Source organism: Maricaulis sp. (genome assembly GCF_039978735.1).
In the GTDB taxonomy this organism is placed as follows: Bacteria; Pseudomonadota; Alphaproteobacteria; order Caulobacterales; family Maricaulaceae; genus Maricaulis.
In genome coordinates this window covers 1-21574 of record NZ_JBDWAS010000034.1, presented here as the reverse complement: position 1 = coordinate 21574, position 21574 = coordinate 1, and the positions used below count along the sequence as shown (strand labels likewise).

Genomic DNA, 21574 nt, shown 5'->3' with positions numbered 1-21574 from the left:
GAAAAGGCCCGCGGGTCCCCCGGCGCCCTTTTGCCTGTTTAGATTGGGCTTTCCGGCCCGAAACGCCTACTCGGCCTTGCCTTCGGACGCCATTTCTTCGGCAGCTGCCTCGGCGATTTCCGCCGGCAGACCTTCCGCTTCCACGGCCGTCGCCCGCTCGGCGAGCATCTCGGCATCGAGATCGTCGGCCAGCGCCTGGTACTGACGCATCATCGCGCCGGTACCGGCCGGGATGAGTCGGCCCACGATGACGTTCTCCTTGAGACCCTCGAGCATGTCTTCCTTGCCCTGCACGGCGGCCTCGGTGAGGACGCGTGTGGTCTCCTGGAAGGAGGCCGCAGAGATGAAGGAGCGCGTCTGCAGCGATGCCTTGGTGATGCCCAGCAGGACCGGCTCACCGGTTGCCGGACGCTTGCCCTCGGCCTCGAGCTTCTCATTGGTCTCCAGGAACTCGATCTTGTCGACCTGCTCGGCCGCCAGGAAGGTGCTCTCACCCGGATCCTTGACCTCGATCTTCTGCAGCATCTGGCGAACGATCACTTCGATGTGCTTGTCGTTGATCGGCACGCCCTGCAGTCGATAGACCTCCTGGATCTCGTTGATCAGGTAGTTGGCCAGCGACGGGACACCGAGGATCGACAGGATGTCGTGCGGCGCCGGGTGACCGTCGAGCAGGTATTCGCCCTTCTGGATATAGTCGCCTTCCTGGACCGTCAGGTGCTTGCCCTTGGGCACCAAGTACTCGACCTTCTCCATGTTCTCGTCATCCGGCACGATGGCGATGCGGCGCTTGTTCTTGTAGTCGCGGCCGAACTCGACGCGGCCGGTGATCTCGGCGATCACTGCGTGGTCCTTCGGACGACGAGCCTCGAACAGTTCGGCAACGCGCGGCAGACCACCGGTGATGTCCCGGGTCTTGGCGCCTTCGGTCGGGATACGGGCGACGATGTCACCCGGGCGCACCGTGTCACCGGAGCTGACCGAGAGAATGGCGCCCACCGCGAGCATGTAGCTGGCCGTGGAGCCGGAAGCGAGTTTGATGGGATCGCCGTTCTCGTCCTGGATGACGATGGTCGGCTGGATCGCCGAGGCCTTGGCCCCGCCACGCCAGTCGATCACCACCTTGGACGCGATACCCGTCGCTTCGTCGGTCTCTTCCTTCACGGACACGCCGTCGATGATGTCGACGAACTTCACCGTACCGCCGACTTCCGACACGATCGGAGCGGTATACGGGTCCCATTCGGCCAGGCGCATGCCGCGTTGCGACTTGTCGCCTTCCTTGACCTTCAGCTTGGTGCCGTAGCCCAGCTTGTAGCTTTCACGCTCCTTGCCGTCCTTGTCGACAATCGCGACCTGCATGTTCCGGCTCATCACGATCAGATCGCCGTCGGCATTCGTCACCGTCGACGGGTTCTTGAAGGTGATCTTGCCTTCGTGTGCAGCTTCGATGAAAGACTGCTCGGACACCTGGGCCGTACCGCCGATGTGGAAGGTCCGCATCGTCAGCTGGGTTCCCGGTTCACCGATCGACTGGGCCGCGATAACGCCCACGGCTTCGCCGATATTGACGCGCGTCCCGCGCGCCAGGTCACGGCCGTAGCAGGTGGCACAGACGCCGACGCGGGTTTCGCAGGTCAGCGGCGAGCGCGCGAACACGCTCTGGACGCCGGCGGCCTCGATCGCCGCAGCGAGATCCTCGTCGATATAGGTGTCGGCCGGGCAGATCACTTCGCCCTCGCCATTCTTCACCTCGGCAGCCGTCGTGCGGCCCAGGATGCGCTGCTCCAGGGAGACAACCACATCACCGCCATCGACCACGGCGCCGATCTCGAAGCCTTCGGACGTGCCGCAGTCTTCTTCGGTGATGATGCAGTCCTGGGCGACGTCGACGAGACGGCGGGTCAGGTAACCCGAGTTCGCCGTCTTCAGCGCGGTGTCGGCCAGACCCTTACGGGCGCCGTGCGTCGAGTTGAAGTACTCGAGAACGGTCAGGCCTTCCTTGAAGTTCGAGATGATCGGCGTCTCGATGATCTCGCCGGACGGTTTGGCCATCAGGCCGCGCATGCCGGCCAGCTGCTTCATCTGGTTCTTCGAACCCCGGGCGCCGGAGTGGGCCATCATGTAGACCGAGTTGACCTCGGAGACCCGGCCGTCTTCGCCGATCGTGGTCTTGGAGATCTCGTCCATCATGGCGTCGGCCACGTTGTCCGTACACTTCGCCCAAGCATCGACGACCTTGTTGTACTTCTCACCCTTGGTGATCAGGCCGTCGACATATTGCTGCTCATAGTCGGCGACGAGCGCGCGGGTGGCGCCCACCAGATCCGCCTTGGCATCCGGGATCAGCATGTCGTCCTTGCCGAAGGAAATGCCGGCCTTCGCCGCTTCCTTGAAGCCCAGACCCATGATCTGGTCACAGAAGATCACCGTCGCCTTCTGGCCGCAGTGGCGATAGACGTGGTCGATCAGGCCGCCGATCGCCTTCTTCGTCAGCAGTTCGCCGACGATTTCCGGCTGCATCTTGGCGTGCTTGGGCAGGAGGTCGATGATCATCTTCCGGCCCGGCGTGCACTCGATCACCTTCGTGATCGGCTCACCGTTTTCGTCGATGCCTTCCCAGCGCGCCTTGATCTTGGCGTGGAGCGAGACAACGCCGCTTTCCAGCGCGGCTTCCATTTCCGCGCGGGAACCGAAGGCCATGCCCTCGCCCGGCTCGTTCGCATTCATCACCGACAGATAATACAGGCCCAGAACTATATCCTGGGACGGCACGATGATCGGCTTGCCGTTGGCGGGCGAGAGGATGTTGTTGGTCGACATCATCAGCGTGCGCGCTTCCAGCTGGGCTTCCAGCGAGAGCGGCACGTGAACGGCCATCTGGTCACCGTCGAAGTCGGCGTTGAAAGCCGCGCAGACCAGCGGGTGCAGCTGGATGGCCTTGCCTTCGATCAGCTTCGGCTCGAAGGCCTGGATGCCCAGACGGTGCAGCGTCGGCGCCCGGTTCAGCATGACCGGATGCTCGCGGATCACCTCGTCGAGCACGTCCCAGACTTCCGGACGCTCTTTTTCCACCAGCTTCTTGGACTGCTTGACCGTGCCCGAAAGCCCCTTGGCGTCGAGACGCGCATAGATGAAGGGCTTGAACAGTTCGAGCGCCATCTTCTTCGGCAGGCCGCACTCGTGCAGCTTGAGATCCGGGCCGACCACGATGACCGAACGGCCGGAATAGTCGACGCGCTTGCCGAGCAGGTTCTGACGGAAGCGGCCCTGCTTGCCCTTCAGCATGTCGGACAGCGACTTCAGCGGACGCTTGTTGGCGCCGGTGATGACGCGGCCACGGCGACCATTGTCGAACAGGGCGTCGACGGACTCCTGCAGCATCCGCTTTTCGTTACGGATGATGATGTCCGGCGCGCGCAGCTCGATCAGGCGCTTCAGGCGGTTGTTCCGGTTGATGACGCGGCGGTAGAGATCGTTCAGGTCCGACGTCGCGAAACGGCCGCCATCGAGCGGCACGAGCGGACGCAGTTCCGGCGGGATCACCGGAATGACCGTCATGATCATCCATTCCGGACGGTTGCCGGACGTGATGAAGTTTTCAAGCAGCTTGAGGCGCTTTGCATACTTCTTCAGCTTCAGTTCCGAGCCGGTCTCCTTCATGTCCTCACGGACCTTCGCGGCTTCCGCCTCGAGGTCCATGGCAATCAGGATTTCGCGGACGGCTTCAGCGCCGATGCCGGCGGTGAAGGCGTCTTCGCCATACTCGTCCTGCGCGTCCATATACTCCTCTTCGGAGAGAAGCTGGAACGGCTGCAGCGGGGTCAGGCCGGGCTCGATAACGACATAGTTCTCGAAGTAGAGCACGCGCTCCACATCCTTCAGCGCCATGTCGAGGATCATCGCGATCCGCGACGGCAGCGATTTCAGGAACCAGATGTGGGCGACCGGTGCAGCAAGCTCGATATGACCCATGCGCTCGCGGCGGACGCGGGCCAGGGTCACTTCAACGCCGCACTTCTCGCAGACGATGCCCTTGTACTTGATGCGCTTGTACTTGCCGCACAGGCACTCATAGTCCTTCACCGGACCGAAGATGCGGGCGCAGAACAGGCCGTCGCGCTCCGGCTTGAAGGTCCGGTAGTTGATGGTTTCGGGCTTTTTGACCTCGCCGAAAGACCAGGAAAGGATCTTTTCCGGGCTCGCGAGGGCAATCCGGATCCGGTCGAAGGACGGGCCTTCGGCAGCCGGATTGAAGATGTTCATGACGTCGTGATTCATGTCGCCGTCTCCCAAAAGGGGCAAGCGGGACAGGACCAGGCCTGTCCCGCGATATAAGGTTCGGCCTTAGCCGTTTTTCAGTTCGACATTGAGGCCGAGGGAACGCATTTCCTTCACGAGCACGTTGAAGCTCTCCGGAACGCCGGCTTCGAAGGTGTCGTCGCCGCGCACGATGGCCTCATAGACCTTCGTCCGGCCGGCCACGTCGTCCGACTTCACCGTCAGCATTTCCTGCAGCGTGTACGCCGCACCATAGGCTTCCAGGGCCCACACTTCCATCTCACCGAAGCGCTGACCGCCGAACTGCGCCTTGCCGCCCAGCGGCTGCTGGGTCACGAGCGAGTAAGGGCCGATCGAGCGGGCGTGGATCTTGTCGTCCACCAGGTGGTGCAGTTTCAGCAGGTGCTTCACACCCACCGTAACCTTGCGGCGGAAGGGCTCACCGGTCTGGCCGTCATACAGGGTGACCTGGCCCGACGGATCGAAACCGGCCTTCTCCAGCATGGCGGACACGTCCGGCTCGCGGGCACCGTCGAAGACCGGAGTCGCGATCGGCACGCCATTGGCCAGGTTGCGGCCCAGCTCGGCAATGTCGGCGTCCGTTTCCGGCAGCTCGTCCTCACCGTAGACCCGCTTCAGCTCGGACTTCAGCGCTTCGACGGAACCGTCGCGCTGATAGGCTTCATACGCCTCACCGATCTGGCGGCCCAGACCGCGGCAGGCCCAGCCAAGGTGGGTCTCCAGGATCTGGCCGACATTCATCCGCGACGGCACGCCGAGCGGGTTGAGCACGATGTCGACGGCTTCGCCGTTTTCCAGGAAGGGCATGTCCTCGATCGGATTGATCTTGGAGATAACACCCTTGTTGCCGTGACGGCCGGCCATCTTGTCGCCCGGCTGAAGCTTGCGCTTCACCGCGACGAACACCTTGACCATCTTCATCACGCCCGGCGGCATTTCATCGCCACGCTGCAGCTTGTCGACCTTGTCCTCGAACCGGCGGTCCAGGCGGGCCTTGGAGTCGTCGTACTGCTTTTGCAGCGCTTCGACTTCGCCCATCGCCTTCTCGTCGTCGAGACCGATGCGCCACCACTGCGAACGCGGGGTCTCGTCGAGCGCTTCCTGGGTCACCTTGCCCTTGGCGAAGCCGCGCGGACCGGAGACCGCCGTCTTGCCGAGCAGGAGATCGCCCAGACGCTGGTAGATGTTGCGCTCGAGAATGTGCAGCTCGTCGTCGCGGTCCTTGCCGAGACGTTCGATTTCCTCACGCTCGATGGAGATCGCGCGTTCGTCCTTGTCGACACCGTGACGGTTGAAGACGCGGACTTCCACGACCGTACCGGTCGCACCGGACGGCATGCGTAGCGAGGTGTCGCGAACGTCGGAGGCCTTCTCGCCGAAGATGGCGCGCAGAAGCTTTTCTTCCGGCGTCATCGGGCTTTCGCCCTTCGGCGTCACCTTGCCGACCAGGATGTCGCCCGGACCGACTTCAGCGCCCACGGCCACAATGCCGGCTTCGTCGAGATTGCGCAGGGCTTCCTCGCCGACATTCGGGATGTCGCGCGTGATTTCCTCCGGCCCCAGCTTGGTGTCGCGGGCCGCGATCTCGAACTCTTCGAGGTGGATCGAGGTGAAGACGTCGTCGCGCACGATGCGCTCGGAGATCAGGATCGAGTCCTCGAAGTTGTAGCCGTTCCACGGCATGAAGGCGACGACCACGTTCCGGCCGAGCGCGAGCTCGCCCAGATCGGTCGACGGACCGTCGGCGATGATGTCACCGGCAGTCACTTCATCACCCACGCGCACGATCGGGCGCTGGTTGATACAGGTGGACTGGTTGGACCGCTGGAACTTGGACAGGCGGTAGATGTCGACGCCCGACTTGGCGGCATCGAGATCTTCCGTGGCCCGGATAACGATACGGGTCGCGTCGACCTGCTCGATCACACCGCCCCGGCGCGCCGCAATGGCAGCACCGGAGTCACGGGCCACAACACCTTCCATGCCGGTGCCGACGAGAGGCGCTTCCGCCTTCACGAGCGGCACGGCCTGGCGCTGCATGTTCGAGCCCATGAGGGCGCGGTTGGCGTCGTCGTTTTCCAGGAAGGGAATGAGCGCCGCAGCGACCGAAACCACCTGCTTCGGCGACACGTCGATGTATTCCACGTCCTCACGCGGAACGAGCGTCACTTCACCGCCGATACGGCAGTTCACGAACTCGTTGTCCAGCTCGCCATTCTCGTTCACGTGCGCGTTCGCCTGGGCGATTGCGTAGCGCGACTCCTGCATGGCGGAGAGGTAGTCGACCGTCTCGGTCAGCTTGCCGTTCTCGACCCGGCGGTACGGGCTCTCGATGAAGCCGTACTTGTTGACGCGGGCATAGGTGGACAGCGAGTTGATCAGGCCGATATTCGGACCTTCCGGCGTCTCGATCGGACAGATCCGGCCATAGTGGGTCGGGTGCACGTCGCGCACTTCGAAGCCGGCACGCTCACGGGTCAGACCACCCGGGCCAAGCGCCGAGAGGCGGCGCTTGTGCGTCACTTCGGACAGCGGGTTGGTCTGGTCCATGAATTGCGACAGCTGCGAGGAGCCGAAGAATTCGCGCACCGCGGCCGCGGCCGGCTTGGCGTTGACCAGGTCGTGCGGCATGACCGTCTCGATATCGACCGAGGACATGCGTTCCTTGATCGCGCGCTCCATGCGCAGAAGGCCGATGCGGTACTGATTTTCCATCAGCTCGCCGACCGAACGCACACGGCGGTTGCCGAGATTGTCGATGTCGTCGATTTCGCCGCGGCCGTCGCGCAGATCCACGAGGGTCTTCAGCACGGCCAGGATGTCTTCCTTGCGCAGCGTGCGGACATCATCCGGACAGTCCAGGTCCAGACGCATGTTCATCTTCACGCGACCCACGGCCGACAGGTCGTAGCGTTCCGGATCGAAGAACAGACCCTGGAACATGGCTTCGGCCGTTTCCGGCGTCGGCGGCTCGCCCGGACGCATGACGCGGTAGATATCGACCAGCGCCTGCTCGCGGCTTTCATTCTTGTCGACCGCCAGCGTGGTCCGGATGTAGGGACCGATACCCGTGGCCGGGTCGATGTCGAGCAGGTTGAGAACCTTGACGCCGGTTTCCTTCAGCGTGTCGAGGATTTCCTGGGTCAGCTCGTCACCGGCTTCCGCGAAGATCTCGCCGGTTTCCAGATTGACCATGTCCTCGGCCAGATAGCCCGACAGCAGGAACTCGTCGGAAACCAGCAGGGCTTCCAGACCGTCCTCGGCCAGCTTGTTGGCCGCACGCGCGGAGATCTTCTTGCCGGCCGGAGCGACGATGTCGCCCGTCTTGGCGTCGACCAGGTCGCGCACCGGCTTGGCGCCGCGCCAGCGTTCCTTCACGTAAGGAACGGTCCAGCCCTTCTTGGCGAACTTGTACTCGACCGTGTTGTAGAAGGTCGAGAGGATCTCTTCCTTGTCCAGGCCCAGCGCATACAGCAGCGTCGTCGCCGGCAGCTTGCGGCGGCGGTCGAGGCGCATGTGGACCACGTCCTTGGCGTCGAACTCGAAATCGAGCCAGGAGCCGCGATAGGGAATGATCCGCGCGGCGAACAGGTATTTGCCCGAGGCATGGGTCTTGCCGCGGTCATGGTCGAAGAAGACACCCGGCGAACGGTGCATCTGGGAAACGATGACCCGCTCGGTGCCGTTGACGACGAAGGTGCCCTTGTCCGTCATGAGCGGGATATCGCCCATATAGACATCCTGCTCCTTGATGTCCTTGACCGAACGCGCGCCGGTTTCCTCGTCGACATCGAACACGATCAGGCGCATCTTGACCTTCAGCGGTGCCGCGAAAGTCATGTCACGCTGCTGGCATTCCTCGACGTCGAACTTCGGCGCTTCGAATTCGTAGGACACGAAGTCCAGCACAGCACGCTCAGCGAAATCCTTGACGGGGAAGACCGACTTGAAGACGGCCTGCATACCCGTATCGCCCCGCTCGCTTGACGGGACTTCCTTCATCAGGAACTGCTCGTAGGAGCTTTTCTGAACTTCGATGAGGTTCGGCATCGCGACCGTTTCCGGAATGCGACCGAACGTCTTGCGAATCCGCTTCTTGCCGGTGAACGACAGACCCATGTCGGCTCCCTTCGCAGACAGCACTGCGCCATAGATGCGGGGTTCGTCCCCGCGCCGCCGTTCCGAGTGGCCCGGCCCTGCGCATCAAAGACGCAGCGGCCCGGTCCGGATTATGCGGCCCCGCCTGGAACGGCAGCGGAGGGACCGCGAAACGCAAAGACGGGCTAGCGGACGCGCAGGAAACCCCGCGCGCCCGCAGCACCGTTCAGGTCACGCCGGAGCGTGATTATTTCAGCTCGACCGTAGCGCCGGCTTCTTCGAGCTTCTTCTTGATCTCTTCGGCTTCGGCCTTCGGAGCGCCTTCCTTGACCGCCTTCGGAGCGCCTTCGACCAGGTCCTTGGCTTCCTTCAGGCCCAGGCCGGTGATGGCACGGACTTCCTTGATGACGTTGATCTTCTTGTCGCCAGCCGAAGCCAGGATCACGTCGAATTCGTCCTTCTCTTCGACAGCCGCACCACCGGCGTCGCCGCCGGCCGGACCGGCAACCGCGACAGCAGCCGCGGCCTTAATGCCTTTTTCTTCGAGGAGATCGTTCAGTTCCTTGGCTTCAAGGATGGTGAGCGAGAGAAGTTCTTCGCAGAGTTTAGCTACATCAGCCATTTGTTCAATTCCTTGTCGTGTTCAGTGTGTCAGTTCGTTAGCGGAGAATGACGTTACGCTTCGGCTTTTTCGCGGATGACCTCGATGGCGCCAGCCAGACCCTGGCCCGGAGCCATGATACGCTGGGCAACCTGCGAAGCCTGACCCGTGAGACGGGCCGCGATGGTGGCGATAAGCTCTTCGCGGGACGGCATCTTGGACAGGGCGTCGATGCCTTTGGCGTCGAACACTTCCTCTTCCATGAAGCCGCCGAGAATGACGAGCTTGTCGTTGGACTTCGCGTAGTCCACCAGCACCTTCGGCGCTGCAACAAAGTCTTCCGAGTACGCGATGGCGACCGGACCCGAGAACAGGTCGGAGGCGCCTTCACCCGGCTTGCCTTGCAGAGCGATCTTGGCGAGGCGGTTGCGAACCACCTTGAATGTGCCGCCGAGCTCACGGAGCTTGGCACGCAGATTCGTCATTTCCGCAACGGTCATGCCCGTATAGTGGGCCATCACCACGGATCCAGCGTTCGAGAAGATGCCTTCCAGCTCTTCCACGGACGCTTCTTTTTGATTGCGATCCATTTTGCGGACTCCCTGTTTGAACCGTCCACCACGGACGGCCCGGTGAAAACGCCGTCGAGCGCCTTCCCCGTTTCAAGGGTTCGGGCGCGCCCACGGCGCGTCCTGTCCCAGGGCTTGAACCAACAGACCTTACGAACAAGGTCATATTGTTCACGCTCTGTCTCACACAGGGCCCAAATTGGATTAAGGCAGAACCTTGGAAAGGCCCCGCCCCCTGCGATCTCGGACAGGTCCGGTCTTCACCCACAACGCGTGATGAAGAACCGGATCAGCCCGGCCGGATAAAGCCTGCCGGGCTGAAACTCAAGTGTCTTTTACGTCGAACTAGGCCGCAGAGGCTTCCGACGTGTCGATTTTCACGCCCGGCCCCATGGTCGAGGACAGCGCAATCCGGCGGACATAGGTGCCTTTGGCGCCCGACGGCTTCGACTTGACGATGGCGCCGATCAGGGCGCGAACATTCTCGACCAGCTGCGCTTCAGTGAAGCTCGCCTTGCCGACACCGGCGTGCACGATGCCCGCCTTCTCGACACGGAACTCCACGGCACCGCCCTTGGACGCCGCAACGGCCTTGGTCACATCCATGGTGACCGTGCCGACCTTCGGGTTCGGCATCATGCCGCGCGGGCCGAGCACCTTACCCAGACGGCCAACGAGCGGCATCATGTCCGGGGTCGCGATGACCTTGTCGAAATTGATATTGCCGCCCTGGACCTGTTCCATCAGGTCTTCGGCACCCACAACGTCGGCACCGGCCTTCTTGGCTTCTTCAGCCTTCGGGCCCTTGGCGAACACCGCGACGCGGACCGTACGGCCCGTGCCGTTCGGCAGCTCGCAGACACCACGGACCATCTGGTCGGCGTGACGCGGGTCGACACCCAGATTCACAGCCAGTTCGATGGTTTCATCAAACTTGGCCTTGGCATTGGCCTTCACGTGCTTGACCGCTTCGTCGACCGTGTAGAGGTGATCGCGATCAATGGTTTCACGTGCAGACGCGAGACGTTTTCCGATAGTCGCCATGATCCCTACTCCGTCACTTCCAGACCCATGGAACGGGCCGAGCCGGCGATGATCTTCGTCGCCTGGTCGAGGTCGTTCGCATTGAGGTCCTTGAACTTGGCTTCCGCGATCTCGCGGCACTGCGCCATCGAGACGGAACCGGCCGAAGTCTGGCCCGGGGCCTGGCTGCCCTTCTGGATCTTCGCGGCCTTCTTCAGATAGAAGCTCGCCGGCGGCGTTGCGATCTCGAAGGTAAAGGACTTGTCCGAGAAGACGGTGATGGTGGTCGGGATCGGCATCCCTTTTTCCATCTCCTGGGTCTTCGCGTTGAAGGCCTTACAGAATTCCATGATGTTCACGCCGCGCTGACCCAGTGCCGGGCCGATCGGCGGGGACGGGTTTGCAGCGCCGGCAGGCACTTGCAGCTTGATATAGCCGTCAATCTTCTTGGCCATGTCTCCACTCCATCAACAGGACGCGACCATCGCGTCCTTGGGGGTTTGCGGTACGGCCCGGCATGGACTTGGCGCCGGCACCTCCCGCACGTCACACGCGCTACTGGGTCTTTTCGACCTGCGCGTATTCCAGCTCGACCGGGGTTGCCCGGCCAAAAATATTGATTGCCACCTTGAGGCGGCCATTCTCGTCATCAACCTCTTCCACGACGCCGTTGAAGCTGGCGAAGTGGCCGTCGATGACATTCACCGTCTCGCCGATCTCGTAATTGACCGTCGGACGCGGACGCTCGGCATCCTCTTCCATCTGGCCAAGGATCCGCTTCACCTCGTTCTCGGAAACCGGAATCGGCTTCTTGCCGGAACCGAGGAAGCCGGTGACCTTCGGCGTCGACGTGACCAGGTGATAGGCCTGATCCGTCATGTCCATTTTCACTAGGACATAACCCGGGAAATACTTGCGCTCGGCATTCACCTTGCGGCCCTTGCGGACCTCGACCACGTCCTCTGTAGGGACGAGAATCTCTTCGAACTTGTCTTCAAGCCCCTGGATCGCGGCTTCGGTCCGGATCGCCTCGGCGACCTTCTTCTCGAAGTTCGAATAGGCGTGCACGATATACCACTTGGCAGACATACAAGCCTCCTCCTACGAACCGAGCGACAGCAGGAACTGGACGGTTTCGCGGATCGCGAAGTCCACACCCCAGAAGAACAGCATGGCAATGGCCGAAAGGATCAGCACGAGGATCGTCGAGACGATCAACTCCTGCCGTCCGGTCCAGGTCACCTTGCGGGCCTCCTGGCGCACCTGCGCCAGATACTGGAACGGGCCGGCCCGGCGCTTTTTCGGCGCCGCCGTATCCGCCTTGGCCTGCGCCGGCGTCTTGTTATTCGCGTTCCGCGTCATTCGCTTCCATCTGGCCCCTCAGGGCCCTGTTTGCAATCGGCGCCAGGATCATGCGGCGCAAAATTCCGTTAGAGCGGCATGGCAGGGGCGGAGGGACTCGAACCCCCGACCCTCGGTTTTGGAGACCGATGCTCTACCAACTGAGCTACACCCCTGTACCACGCGCGCGGAGTAGCACGGTGAGCCAGCCACCGCCACATCCGAAGCGCAGCTGTCTACAATGCAGAGCGCCATAAGAAAACAGCTAAAACGCATATTGCTGCGCTTATTCGAAACCCGGCTTCAGCACGCGTCGCTCCGCCGCGCATCAACGACCCATGCCAGCGCTCCGCCCTGCCCGGGCGCTTCCAGCACGGACAGCGCCTCAACCCTCAGGCCGGCCGCCTCCAGTCGCCCTACCACAGCGCGCATGTCGTCCTCGGACTGGGCCACATCCAGCATCGACGTCATGCGGTGCAGGAATGCCTCAATCTCGAGTTTTTGCCCCCCGATCCAGGCCGATACGTCTGCCGGCGCGTAGTGCCCCAGACGACTTGCAAGCGTTCGGCTATCCACAACCAGTCGCGCGACATGATCACGGGCAGGGCCCGGCTTTGCGGCGCGAACGGCCTCGTCAACCGCATCGAACCCATGGCGCAGCTGCTCAACCCTGTCCCTGACTGTTTCGTCTGATATGGCCCCGTCTCCCGCGGGCACCATCGCCTCAACATACTCGGCCAACCGGCCCAGCAGCCTACCATCGACAACAGCCGACAACAGAGCAGCGACTTCCTCGCAGGCGGCCTCGACCACACCTCCCTGGCAGTGCACCAGCGCATGCAAGCTACCAGTTTCGCCGACGACCCGCGCCGCTTCTGAGAACGCCTCCGGACCAGCATATTCCAGTCCATATTGACTTATGGCACAGTCGAACACGGCATCCGCGAACGGAAGTTCCGCCGCGTTCGCAACGGCCGGGATCGCAAGTGCCTCTTCCGGCATTGCATCAGCGGCAAGCGCTACGGCATTTCGCGATATGTCGGTGCAGCACGCCTCGAATTCATCGACACCCGCACCGCTGGCGCAATCTGCAGCGATGCGGAGCAGCTCGCCTTCGCCACAGGCAATATCCACCAGACTCACGACCGGAGCGCCCTCGAAACGCTCCGACAGGCAATGCTGCCAGTGCTGCCGCAGAACAACTGCCACACGCGGATCCCGATATCGATGCTCGGTACCACGTTCGCGACCATCCCAGAACCGGACCCATGCGGCCGCCTCATCCCTGCTCGTCTGTGACTTTTTCATGGCAGCATTGTTAACGGGCCTGTCCGCCAACTCAATGGCCGCACATGTCCCAAGGGACAAGAACTGCAGACGACCCGCCGCGCATCTCAAAAAGAAAGGGCGGGTCCGAAGACCCGCCCTTCCCTGTTCAACACTTGCGTGCCGACTAGAAGCGCATGGTGCCGCTCACGAAGAGGCGACGGCCGAGCGTTTCATAGGTAGCCGGGAAGGTGTTCGCCTGTTCGTTGACAGTCGAACCCAGCAGCGGAACGTCCGTGTCGGTGATGTTGTTCACACCGATCGTGGCCACAAAGTTCTCCGTCACGTCCCAGCCGAAAGTCACATCAAAATAGCTCGTGCCATCGATGTGGTTCGACAGGTCGCTCAGGCTGTCATAGGTGCCCGCATAAGCATCCATGCCGCTGAGATAGCGCCAGCGAATGCTCGTCGTGAACGGACCCTGATACCAGGAGGTCTGAACCGTATGCTTGTACTCCGGCGTCGGTTCACCACAGCTCGAGCCATATTCACCCACGCAATCGATGGGATCAGAGGCAGCCGAGTTCTTGGTGCTCGAAGCCAGTGCATAACCGCCATAGTAGGTGACAGCGAAGTCGCCCGGCAGACCAATCACATCAGCACCAAACGAGTAATCGACACGCAGGTCGATACCTTCGGCTTCCAGCGTGGCGACGTTGATGGACTGCAGATTCGGCAGGAAGCCGTTTGCACCCATCTCACCGGAGGCCGGATTACGACCGCCAGCCAGCAGATCGCACGAAGCCTGGATACCATCGATATGGCACTCGTCCAGAAGCGTCTGGAGCGGAACCGTAGAGATCGCATCCTCAATGCTGATATTGTAGTAGTCCAGCTGAGCCGTCAGCCCCGGGATGAAGCTCGGCGTAAACACCGCACCGATGGTGTATGTGTCTGCCGTCTCTGCATCAAGGTTCGGGTTGCCGCCGAACAGGGCTTCCATCTGGCCATTGCCCTGGATGTTGGCACCGACATTGGCAGCCGGAACGCCCGCATCGATACAGGTCTGGTCAATGGTTGCGCTGCTGTACTTACCGTTAGAGCCACCAGAGCACGGGTCTTCAGCACCCGGGAAGCCATTGGTGAACGGGTTGAACAGATCACCAACGTTCGGCGCGCGCACGGCACGGTTGAAGTTGCCGCGGAAGCGAACCTCCTCGTTGACCTGCCAAGAGAGCCCCGTAGCAAAGGTCTCCGTGCTGCCGACAGAGGAATAGTCCGAGGCACGGAACGCGCCGTTAAAGACCAGAGACTCGATCAGCGGCCGATCGGTGATCAGCGGAATCTCGACTTCCGTGAAGAACTCATAGACATCGAATGCGCCAGAAACCGGCAGCGACGAGTTGAAGCCCCGAACATCCGGGCCCAGAACCGAGTCCGGAATGGATTCAGCGGATGCTTCGCGATACTCGACACCAAGAACCAGTGCCGGAGCATAAGATGCGGTCGGCAGCTTAAAGTTCTCGAGTTCACCCTGAACCGTCGCAACCGTCTGGAAGACCTCGACATTGTCGATCTGAGCGCCAGTACGGGAGATGTATTCCGCACCGTCTTCAGAAATCGAGCCCGGACCGCCAAAGATGTTGACGTAGGGAGCCGAACAGCCCGTCGCGTTCTGGTGGCAGAGCACACCTTCCTGCAGAGCAGAAACAGACAGGTTACCGGACTGGATCTGCGAGATCGAGGACCGAGAGAAGTTCCCGAAAACGTCGTAGGACCAGTTGTCGGTGATGTCACCGCGTGCACCAAATACCAGCTGGAAGGAGCTCGTGTCGCGCAGCGAGTTCCGGGTACCCAGTTCCTGGAAACGGCGGCTGATGCGGATCGTACCCGTGCCGTCACCATTATTGGTGCCCGAGTCGGCCAGCATCAGGTTCAGCAGCTCGGTCGGGATGTTCGGATCCGACAGATCAACATCGAGCGTCACACCGGCCGGCGTCGGCGCCAGCTGGGAGTCCACGACGTTGTTGGCGTAGATACCGCGACCGTAGAACTCGAGATGACGATTGACTTCATACGTTGCGAAAGCCGACAGATTGTAGCGTTCCTGCGGCAGTTGCAGGTAGTTCGTCGGCGCATAGTTGTACAGATCGTTGGCCGGATCGACACCGCCGAAGCGCATCGGGTTGACACCACCATCGACGAAGAAGCCGAGGCAGTTGTTGTCGTTCCAGCCGGTCGCGTCCAGATCATTGTCCGGGTCGAGCGGATTGTTGTCCGAGGCATCGCTATCGCAAGCGGCGTAGCGATCAGACATTTCCTGGGCCGTCAGGCCGAAGTTGTTGGTGTTGCCACCACGGATACGCGTGCCCGGAATGTTGGACGAACCGCCCAGACCGAACTCGGTCGCACCCGGCCCGAGGTCGTAATAGGTTTCGGACGAGAAATCGCGGTCACCCTGGAAGACGGCCTCGCGGTTGGTATAGCTCATCGAGATGACAGCGTTACCGCGGCCATTATCGAAATTGCCGCCCATGGTCAAAGACAGGGTCGAGATGTTGCCGTCCAGATCGCCCAGAGAGGTCTCGTGCGAACCGGTCAGCTCAATGCCTTCAAAGTCATCCTTAAGGATAAAGTTCACAACACCGGCAACAGCGTCCGAACCATAAACGGCCGAAGCACCACCGGTCACGACGTCGATGGACTCGACAAGCGCTGCCGGAATGTTGTTCAGGTCGACGACCTGGTTCGCACCGGAGCCGACAAAGCGCTGACCATCAACCAGGACGAGGGTCCGGGTGGTGCCCAGGCCACGCAGGCTGACCGTTGCAGTGCCGTTACCCGGGTTGTTCGACGTGGAGTCGAAAGCCGGAACGACCTGCGGGAGCGTGTTGATGAAGTCTTCGGTGTTGATCGTGTTGACGACAGCGAGCTGCTCAGCCGACACATTCGTGATCGGGCTCGGCGCCACCGTGTCCGTCCGCTGAATGCGCGAACCGGTAACGACAACGACATCATCTTCTTCGGTTTCTTGTGCCATCGCCGGTGCGGCCGCAGCCATACCACCGATGAGCGTGCTCGCCATAAGGCAAGCCTTCAAGGAAGTCGGTCTCACTCTAAATCCCTCCGAGTAAGGTTGTAATGGGAAACCCGCCCGCACTTGGCTTTTCAGGCAGCATCCCCCCGGCTCGGCGGAGCTCACGATTCCCCGCCTTATCTGCAAGGTACCCATGCAGAATACGAAGGGTCAATGACACACGACCGTCACATCGACTCGGCGAGCGTCATTCACGCTGCACTGTTGCGCATTTACCTCAGACCTATCGGCAACCCTAGAAACCAGCATGCTTTTTGGCCCGCGAGCGCCCGCGCAATAGACCGTACAAATGGCTATTGAGGCAGGAGGTCGAACGGTGCAGTGACCCGGACATCGCGGCTCTCGAAAGGCTCGACCCCGTGCCACATATAAGAAGGAAAAAATATCGCCGCGCCCGCCTCAGGCAGGATGTAGCGCTCCGCTGGCAGGTCCAGCCCTGGCAAGCCTGGCGCCCCCAGGCGCAGCCATCCCGCACGGACACCGTCCGCCACAGTATCCGGCACGTGAACATAATAGCTGGCACTGATCCAGCCCGCTGGATGAATGTGATCCACATGCCCGCCGCCGGAGCGCAACCGGACGGACCAGGCCCCCGCCAACTGCAGATGGCTGGACTTTCTCGACAGGAAGGGATGCTCAAGGTCATCCGGCAGAGACTCGACAAAACGGCGCGCTGCCGCCTCAAGCGCCCGCGCCAGGGCCTGGATCACCGGGTCACCGTCGTCCCAGAGTCGCCCGGGCGACTGAGTGCCGCCAAACAGCGTCTGCTCCAGCGGCTGCGCTGTGGTCCGGTGCAGCCGTTCGATCCGTTCGCCGAGCGCAGTATTGAACGCATCGAGTGAAGGGAAACCTGGCGGCGTATCAATGAACACCTTGGCCGTCAGCCGATCAAAATCGTAGAGATATCCATATCGCTCATCGCCCGCGCAGCGCCAGGCCGTTGCTTGGAGAGCGACGTGCTTCTGCAGGTGCTCGGCAGGTGGATCAACCTGCAGGTATTTGATCGCTTCGTCGGCCTCGCCCGCCGACAGACACGCCTCGACAAGTTGGTGCCGTATCGCAAAATCTGCACCGTCGACGATATCCAGGGCGCGTCTCAAATCGTTCAGTGCATCATCAAACGCGCCGCGTCTGCACGATATTTCGCCACGGAGCGCGCGCGCGGCCGCATGACCGGGCGCCCTTGCCAACGCCGAATCCAGTGCCGCGGCCGCATCATCGACGTATCCCGTCCGAAACAGGACACGCGCCTTTGTGTAAAGAAGCTCAGGATCCGGGCGCCTTTCGAGCACCGCATCCAGCGCCGCAGTCGCGCGGCGGCCCTCCCCGAGCTCCCAAAGCAGTCCTGCCAGATCCCGGTGAATATCCGCCCGGTCCGGCGTAAGACGGCTCGCCTCCCAGTATGCCTCGCGCGCCTCGAACGATCGCCCCAGCATCCGCAGCGTATGACCGCGCTGGAAATGACCCTCGGCAAGGCCAGGCGCAAGTCGGCAGGCCGTGTCCAGATCCGCGAGCGACTCTGTATAGCGGCGCTCACTGCGACGGGCACCGCCCCGGTTGACATAAGGCATGGCCGGTCTGGGATTGGCCTCAATTGCCCGGGTGTAGAAATCAATCGCCGCCGTATTGTCACCCGATCTGGAATAGAGGTTTCCCAAACCGTTCAGTGCAGCAGAATGCTCCGGCTGTCGCGACAAGACCGCCTCGAACTCCGCCTCTGCGTCGGCACTCCGGCCAAGATCAAGTAACGAGATCGCCAGGTTCAGGCGTGCGTCAATGAAATCGGGCGCCCGCGCCAGCGCGGCCCGATAAGCCTCAACAGCGCGAGCGAGATCGCCGGCTCGCCGGTGCAGGTTCCCGAGATTGCTCAGTACTGCGTGCGGCTGGGTATGGTGCTCGGCAGCGTATTCCAGATCGACAGCACCGGCCTCGAACTGCCCAAGATGGCCCCGCGCGATGCCCCTCAGATGCAACGCCTCGACATCATCGGGGCATGTCTTGAGAACGATTTCGAGCTGCGATATCGCTTCGGCCGGTCGGCCGGATTGCATGAACTGCAGGGCACGCTGGAGCGCCTGGCTCATGGCTCCTGCCTTTCAGGCTTGGCGTTCCAGAACCGCCTCAAGAAGCCAGTTCGGGCCGACGGCGAAGCGTCATCGGTTCCCCCCGGACGCCCGTCCGCGAGCCACTCTCCTGTTTGCGGGTCGACAGCGAGCTCCTCCAGCGCCTTGGCAAACGGCTTCAGCTGTTCGGCATAGGGCGAGGTCGAGTCGAGATACACCGGGGACGGAGGCCGCCTCACCTGAACGGCACTGAACGTCATCACCGTCCGTTCCAGCTTGTAGTACTCAAGGCATTTTTTGCTCCAGTCGAGGCCGCAGCGCGCCAGAACGCGGCGAAGCTGCGCCTCGAAATCCGAGACGAGATCCTCATACTGCAGCGGGATAACGGTATCCGGGAAAACCGAGGCCCAATGGGCGCCCAACCGCGCCTGCTCTGCATAGTAGTGTGCGATATCGCCGAGATCGTGGGCGAACGGCCACATGCGAGAAAAGTTGCGCCGGTAGATCGAGAATGCAACTTCAACCGGCTTGCGCCGGATATGTATGATCGGCGCATCGGGGAACATCTGCTGGATCAGACCGACGGACAGGAAGTTCGAGGGCTGTTTGTCCGTCACCCAGCGCGCACCGGAAAGACCGAACTCGCTGTACTGTGCAAGATAGCGCTCTCGCCAGGGCGCCAGTACAGGCCCGGGAATCACGCCCCCCGTCCAGCCACTGTCACGCGCCCAACGGACAAACGCCTCGAACAGGACCGGCATGACACTCAGCTCGCCGCCGGCCGTCACATCGTCGTGCGCCGCAATGGCCGCCTCGATCAGCGTCGTACCGGAACGCGGCATGCCAACGATGAAGATCGGCGACGGGGTCGCAGAGAGGGCCGGCTTCGCAACAGGCGCCGTGAAGGTCTCTGTGAGCCAGTCTGTCCGGCGCGTCTGCTCGGACCTGTCATAGGCGGAAACGATCGCGCCATTGTGTTGCAGCTTTTTGGTATCATTGGCGCGCGACCAGGCCTCAAAAGCTGCATCAAATTGACCACGGCGATGTCGCACATCGCCCAATGCGAACAAGCCAATCGACAGTTGGTCGGCGGGAATGCCGGACTTGCCTGCCTCGTCTTCCAGACGCGCTGTCTCTTCGTCGCTCAGCCGGCCGCCAGACACTTCGGACAGTTGGCCATAGGCCTCGAAGTTCGCAGGGTCGACTGCCAGGGCTCGTCGGCACATCTCGACCGCCGCATCCTGTTCGCCACGAAATGTATGAATGCGTGCAAGTCCGAGGCACGCCTCGACACAATCGGGGTTCAGCGACAACGCTGTCTCGAAGGCTGCCCTTGCTCCATCGATATCGCGCGCACCCAAGGTCAGACGCCCCAGGGCTGCCCAGTTGTCGGCGACTGCCGGGTCGGCGTCCACAACGGGACGGTACACGTGGATCGCGCGTCGATAATAGCCTTGCTGCCCCCACCCCATGGCGAGAGCACCGCGAGCATCCATGTCGTCCGGATTCAAGGCGTGCCACGCCTCGGCGAACCGCGTCAGCGCGTCAAAGTCCCCCGCCAGCCGGGCCAGTTCTGCCCGCAGGCGCAGCACCTCGACTGTGCCGGCCAGTCCGCTGGCTTCCGCCACGTCGAGCGCAGCGGCCGCGGCATCCAGCCGCCGGAGCTCCAGCTCGGCACCCGCCAGCCGGAGTGCGACGTGCGGGCGGGCCGGATGCCCGGTATCGGCGGTCGCAAGCGCCGCCTTAAGGGCGCGCGCCGCCGTTTCGAAATCCTCAACGCGGCCTGCCAGGTCACCGAAACGCCCCCATACGTCGAACCGGTCGGGCGACAACTCGCTCGCCTTCTGCGCAGCGCTCAGGGCCGCGGGAAGATCGGCCTCAGCTTCGTGGAGAATGGACCGGTAAAGCGGCACCAGACCAAGCCCGGGATCGGACGCTTCGGCCTGGTCCAGCCAGGCGCGGCCGCCGGCAAGATCACCCGTCTCAACGGCACAGACCCCCAGCAGGGCCAGGGCTTCTGCGTCGCCGGGCCGGTCGGCGAGCACGGCCTCGCACAGGGCGCGGGCCCCGGCGAAATCATTGGCCAGGCGCAATTGCCCGGCTTGAGCCAGCCGCGTGTCCTGCATCATGTTGTCCGGTAAGGCGGATCGTTCCGGAACCAGCCGGTGATCTGGTGCCGCGCACCGCCGGCGAAGGGCGACACCGCGCTGACCGAATGGATGCGCCGTCCGTCAAAGATCGACAGCACGTTGAAGCGCGGCAGGAAGGCCCGGCTGATGTCCAGATTGTCGTCGAGCAGCATCAGGAGGCCGCCCCAGTCGGGCTGCCAGTTGCGCGTGAAACCCAGCGTGTAGGCGGCAACGCGCTCCTTGTCGTGGCCCTCGTCGATATGCCGCGTCAGGAAATGCCCCCGCGCATAGCGGGTCGCCTGGGCATCGGCCTTGGTCACCAGCGGCGCGCCCGTCACGGTCTTGCCGAGTTCCAGAAACTCCGGCGAATTGATGAACTCGGTGAGCTGGTGGATCGGATGGCCCGCATCCCAGCCCGATGTGTAGGCCTCGATCATCGGATAGCTGTCATAGAGATAGCCGTAATTCTCCCGCGCCCGCTCCATGACATGGCCGATCTTGGCACCGATGGCCTGCCGCCCCATCGCGGCAATATCCTGCTGGGTCAGCTTGGATACCCGTTCCCCGCCCGGCGCCGACGGATCGGCCTCGGCGAAGACCAGGCGCCAGTTCAGGGTGCGCGCCAGAAGGTTCTCAATGTGCTCGGCAAGGGCCGGCTCGAACACGCCGGGGATCCGGACGAGCCGGTCGCGCGCATAGATCTCTGCCCATTTCTGCGCATCGAGCGCCGGGTTCAGTCTCAGTTCCAGCGTTTCGGCCATGATCACGGATACTTCTTCAGCCCAGGGCGAAAGTGGTACCGGCGGCCTCCGGGCGTGTCCATACGACGGCCTGTCATGCGACAGCGCACCGCAGTCCGGCGCATCAGCCTGCAGCAATACAGGCACAAATGAAAACGGCGGACCCGAAGGCCCGCCGTTTCAGCATCGGTATGGATCGAGCGATTACTCGACGATCTTGGAAACAACACCGGCGCCGACGGTACGTCCGCCTTCACGGATAGCGAAGCGCAGCTTCTCTTCCATGGCGATCGGCGTGATCAGCTCGACATTCATTTCCACATTATCGCCCGGCATCACCATCTC

The 21574-nt window shown here is 62.3% G+C and carries 13 protein-coding genes, 1 tRNA gene and 1 pseudogene; all 15 read right to left on the bottom strand.

Annotation, left to right across the window (positions count from 1 at the left end):
- Window positions 1–66: 66 nt before the first annotated feature.
- Window positions 67–4281: a DNA-directed RNA polymerase subunit beta' gene (gene rpoC / locus ABJO18_RS09020; protein ID WP_348509413.1), complete on the bottom strand. Its 4215-nt coding sequence runs from the start codon at window positions 4279–4281 to the stop codon at window positions 67–69.
- Window positions 4282–4347: 66 nt separating this feature from the next.
- Window positions 4348–8421 carry a DNA-directed RNA polymerase subunit beta gene (rpoB, locus tag ABJO18_RS09015; protein ID WP_348515843.1) on the bottom strand — a complete coding sequence of 1358 codons (4074 nt, stop codon included), beginning with the start codon at window positions 8419–8421 and terminating at the stop codon, window positions 4348–4350.
- A gap of 226 nt (window positions 8422–8647) precedes the next feature.
- Window positions 8648–9022: a 50S ribosomal protein L7/L12 gene (gene rplL, locus ABJO18_RS09010; RefSeq protein WP_271185302.1), complete on the bottom strand. Its 375-nt coding sequence runs from the start codon at window positions 9020–9022 to the stop codon at window positions 8648–8650.
- A 53-nt stretch (window positions 9023–9075) separates the two neighbouring features.
- A complete protein-coding gene (gene rplJ / locus ABJO18_RS09005) occupies window positions 9076–9591 on the bottom strand; it encodes a 50S ribosomal protein L10 (protein WP_271185301.1) in 516 nt (171 codons plus the stop codon).
- A 324-nt stretch (window positions 9592–9915) separates the two neighbouring features.
- Window positions 9916–10614, bottom strand: a complete 699-nt coding sequence (gene rplA, locus ABJO18_RS09000; RefSeq protein ID WP_348509249.1) for a 50S ribosomal protein L1 — start codon at window positions 10612–10614, stop codon at window positions 9916–9918.
- Window positions 10615–10619: 5 nt separating this feature from the next.
- The gene (gene rplK, locus ABJO18_RS08995) at window positions 10620–11048 is read right to left on the bottom strand and encodes a 50S ribosomal protein L11 (RefSeq protein WP_271185299.1); all 429 of its coding nucleotides are present in this window, start codon (window positions 11046–11048) and stop codon (window positions 10620–10622) included.
- Between the two features lie 100 nt (window positions 11049–11148).
- Window positions 11149–11682: a transcription termination/antitermination protein NusG gene (nusG, locus tag ABJO18_RS08990; RefSeq protein ID WP_271185298.1), complete on the bottom strand. Its 534-nt coding sequence runs from the start codon at window positions 11680–11682 to the stop codon at window positions 11149–11151.
- 12 nt (window positions 11683–11694) lie between these two features.
- Window positions 11695–11955: a preprotein translocase subunit SecE gene (gene secE / locus ABJO18_RS08985; RefSeq protein ID WP_348509248.1), complete on the bottom strand. Its 261-nt coding sequence runs from the start codon at window positions 11953–11955 to the stop codon at window positions 11695–11697.
- Between the two features lie 79 nt (window positions 11956–12034).
- Window positions 12035–12110, bottom strand: a tRNA-Trp gene (locus ABJO18_RS08980).
- Window positions 12111–12237: 127 nt separating this feature from the next.
- Window positions 12238–13242, bottom strand: a complete 1005-nt coding sequence (locus tag ABJO18_RS08975) for a class I SAM-dependent methyltransferase (RefSeq protein ID WP_348507348.1) — start codon at window positions 13240–13242, stop codon at window positions 12238–12240.
- A 145-nt stretch (window positions 13243–13387) separates the two neighbouring features.
- Window positions 13388–16285, bottom strand: coding sequence for a TonB-dependent receptor (locus tag ABJO18_RS08970; RefSeq protein WP_348507346.1), 2898 nt, complete (start codon window positions 16283–16285; stop codon window positions 13388–13390).
- 305 nt (window positions 16286–16590) lie between these two features.
- Window positions 16591–18381 (bottom strand): tetratricopeptide repeat protein, encoded by a 1791-nt coding sequence (locus tag ABJO18_RS08965; protein ID WP_348507345.1) that lies wholly within the window; start codon window positions 18379–18381, stop codon window positions 16591–16593.
- A complete protein-coding gene (locus ABJO18_RS08960) occupies window positions 18378–20489 on the bottom strand; it encodes a sulfotransferase (protein WP_348515842.1) in 2112 nt (703 codons plus the stop codon). Before ABJO18_RS08960 ends, ABJO18_RS08965 begins: the two co-directional genes overlap by 4 nt.
- Entirely contained in the window at window positions 20486–21250 is a 765-nt protein-coding gene (locus ABJO18_RS08955; RefSeq protein ID WP_348507349.1) for a 2OG-Fe(II) oxygenase family protein, read from the bottom strand. The genes ABJO18_RS08960 and ABJO18_RS08955 overlap by 4 nt, the downstream gene beginning before the upstream one ends.
- Window positions 21251–21433: 183 nt before the next feature.
- A pseudogene (tuf, locus tag ABJO18_RS08950) lies at window positions 21434–21574 on the bottom strand (elongation factor Tu); the annotation flags it as partial.

Coding starts and splice junctions, on each gene's coding strand:
- rpoC (WP_348509413.1), bottom strand. CDS start 4,281: ATGAATCACGACGTCATGAACATCTTCAATCCGGCTGCCGAAGGCCCG.
- rpoB (WP_348515843.1), bottom strand. CDS start 8,421: ATGGGTCTGTCGTTCACCGGCAAGAAGCGGATTCGCAAGACGTTCGGT.
- rplL (WP_271185302.1), bottom strand. CDS start 9,022: ATGGCTGATGTAGCTAAACTCTGCGAAGAACTTCTCTCGCTCACCATC.
- rplJ (WP_271185301.1), bottom strand. CDS start 9,591: ATGGATCGCAATCAAAAAGAAGCGTCCGTGGAAGAGCTGGAAGGCATC.
- rplA (WP_348509249.1), bottom strand. CDS start 10,614: ATGGCGACTATCGGAAAACGTCTCGCGTCTGCACGTGAAACCATTGAT.
- rplK (WP_271185299.1), bottom strand. CDS start 11,048: ATGGCCAAGAAGATTGACGGCTATATCAAGCTGCAAGTGCCTGCCGGC.
- nusG (WP_271185298.1), bottom strand. CDS start 11,682: ATGTCTGCCAAGTGGTATATCGTGCACGCCTATTCGAACTTCGAGAAG.
- secE (WP_348509248.1), bottom strand. CDS start 11,955: ATGACGCGGAACGCGAATAACAAGACGCCGGCGCAGGCCAAGGCGGAT.
- ABJO18_RS08975 (WP_348507348.1), bottom strand. CDS start 13,242: ATGAAAAAGTCACAGACGAGCAGGGATGAGGCGGCCGCATGGGTCCGG.
- ABJO18_RS08970 (WP_348507346.1), bottom strand. CDS start 16,285: ATGGCGAGCACGCTCATCGGTGGTATGGCTGCGGCCGCACCGGCGATG.
- ABJO18_RS08965 (WP_348507345.1), bottom strand. CDS start 18,381: ATGAGCCAGGCGCTCCAGCGTGCCCTGCAGTTCATGCAATCCGGCCGA.
- ABJO18_RS08960 (WP_348515842.1), bottom strand. CDS start 20,489: ATGATGCAGGACACGCGGCTGGCTCAAGCCGGGCAATTGCGCCTGGCC.
- ABJO18_RS08955 (WP_348507349.1), bottom strand. CDS start 21,250: ATGGCCGAAACGCTGGAACTGAGACTGAACCCGGCGCTCGATGCGCAG.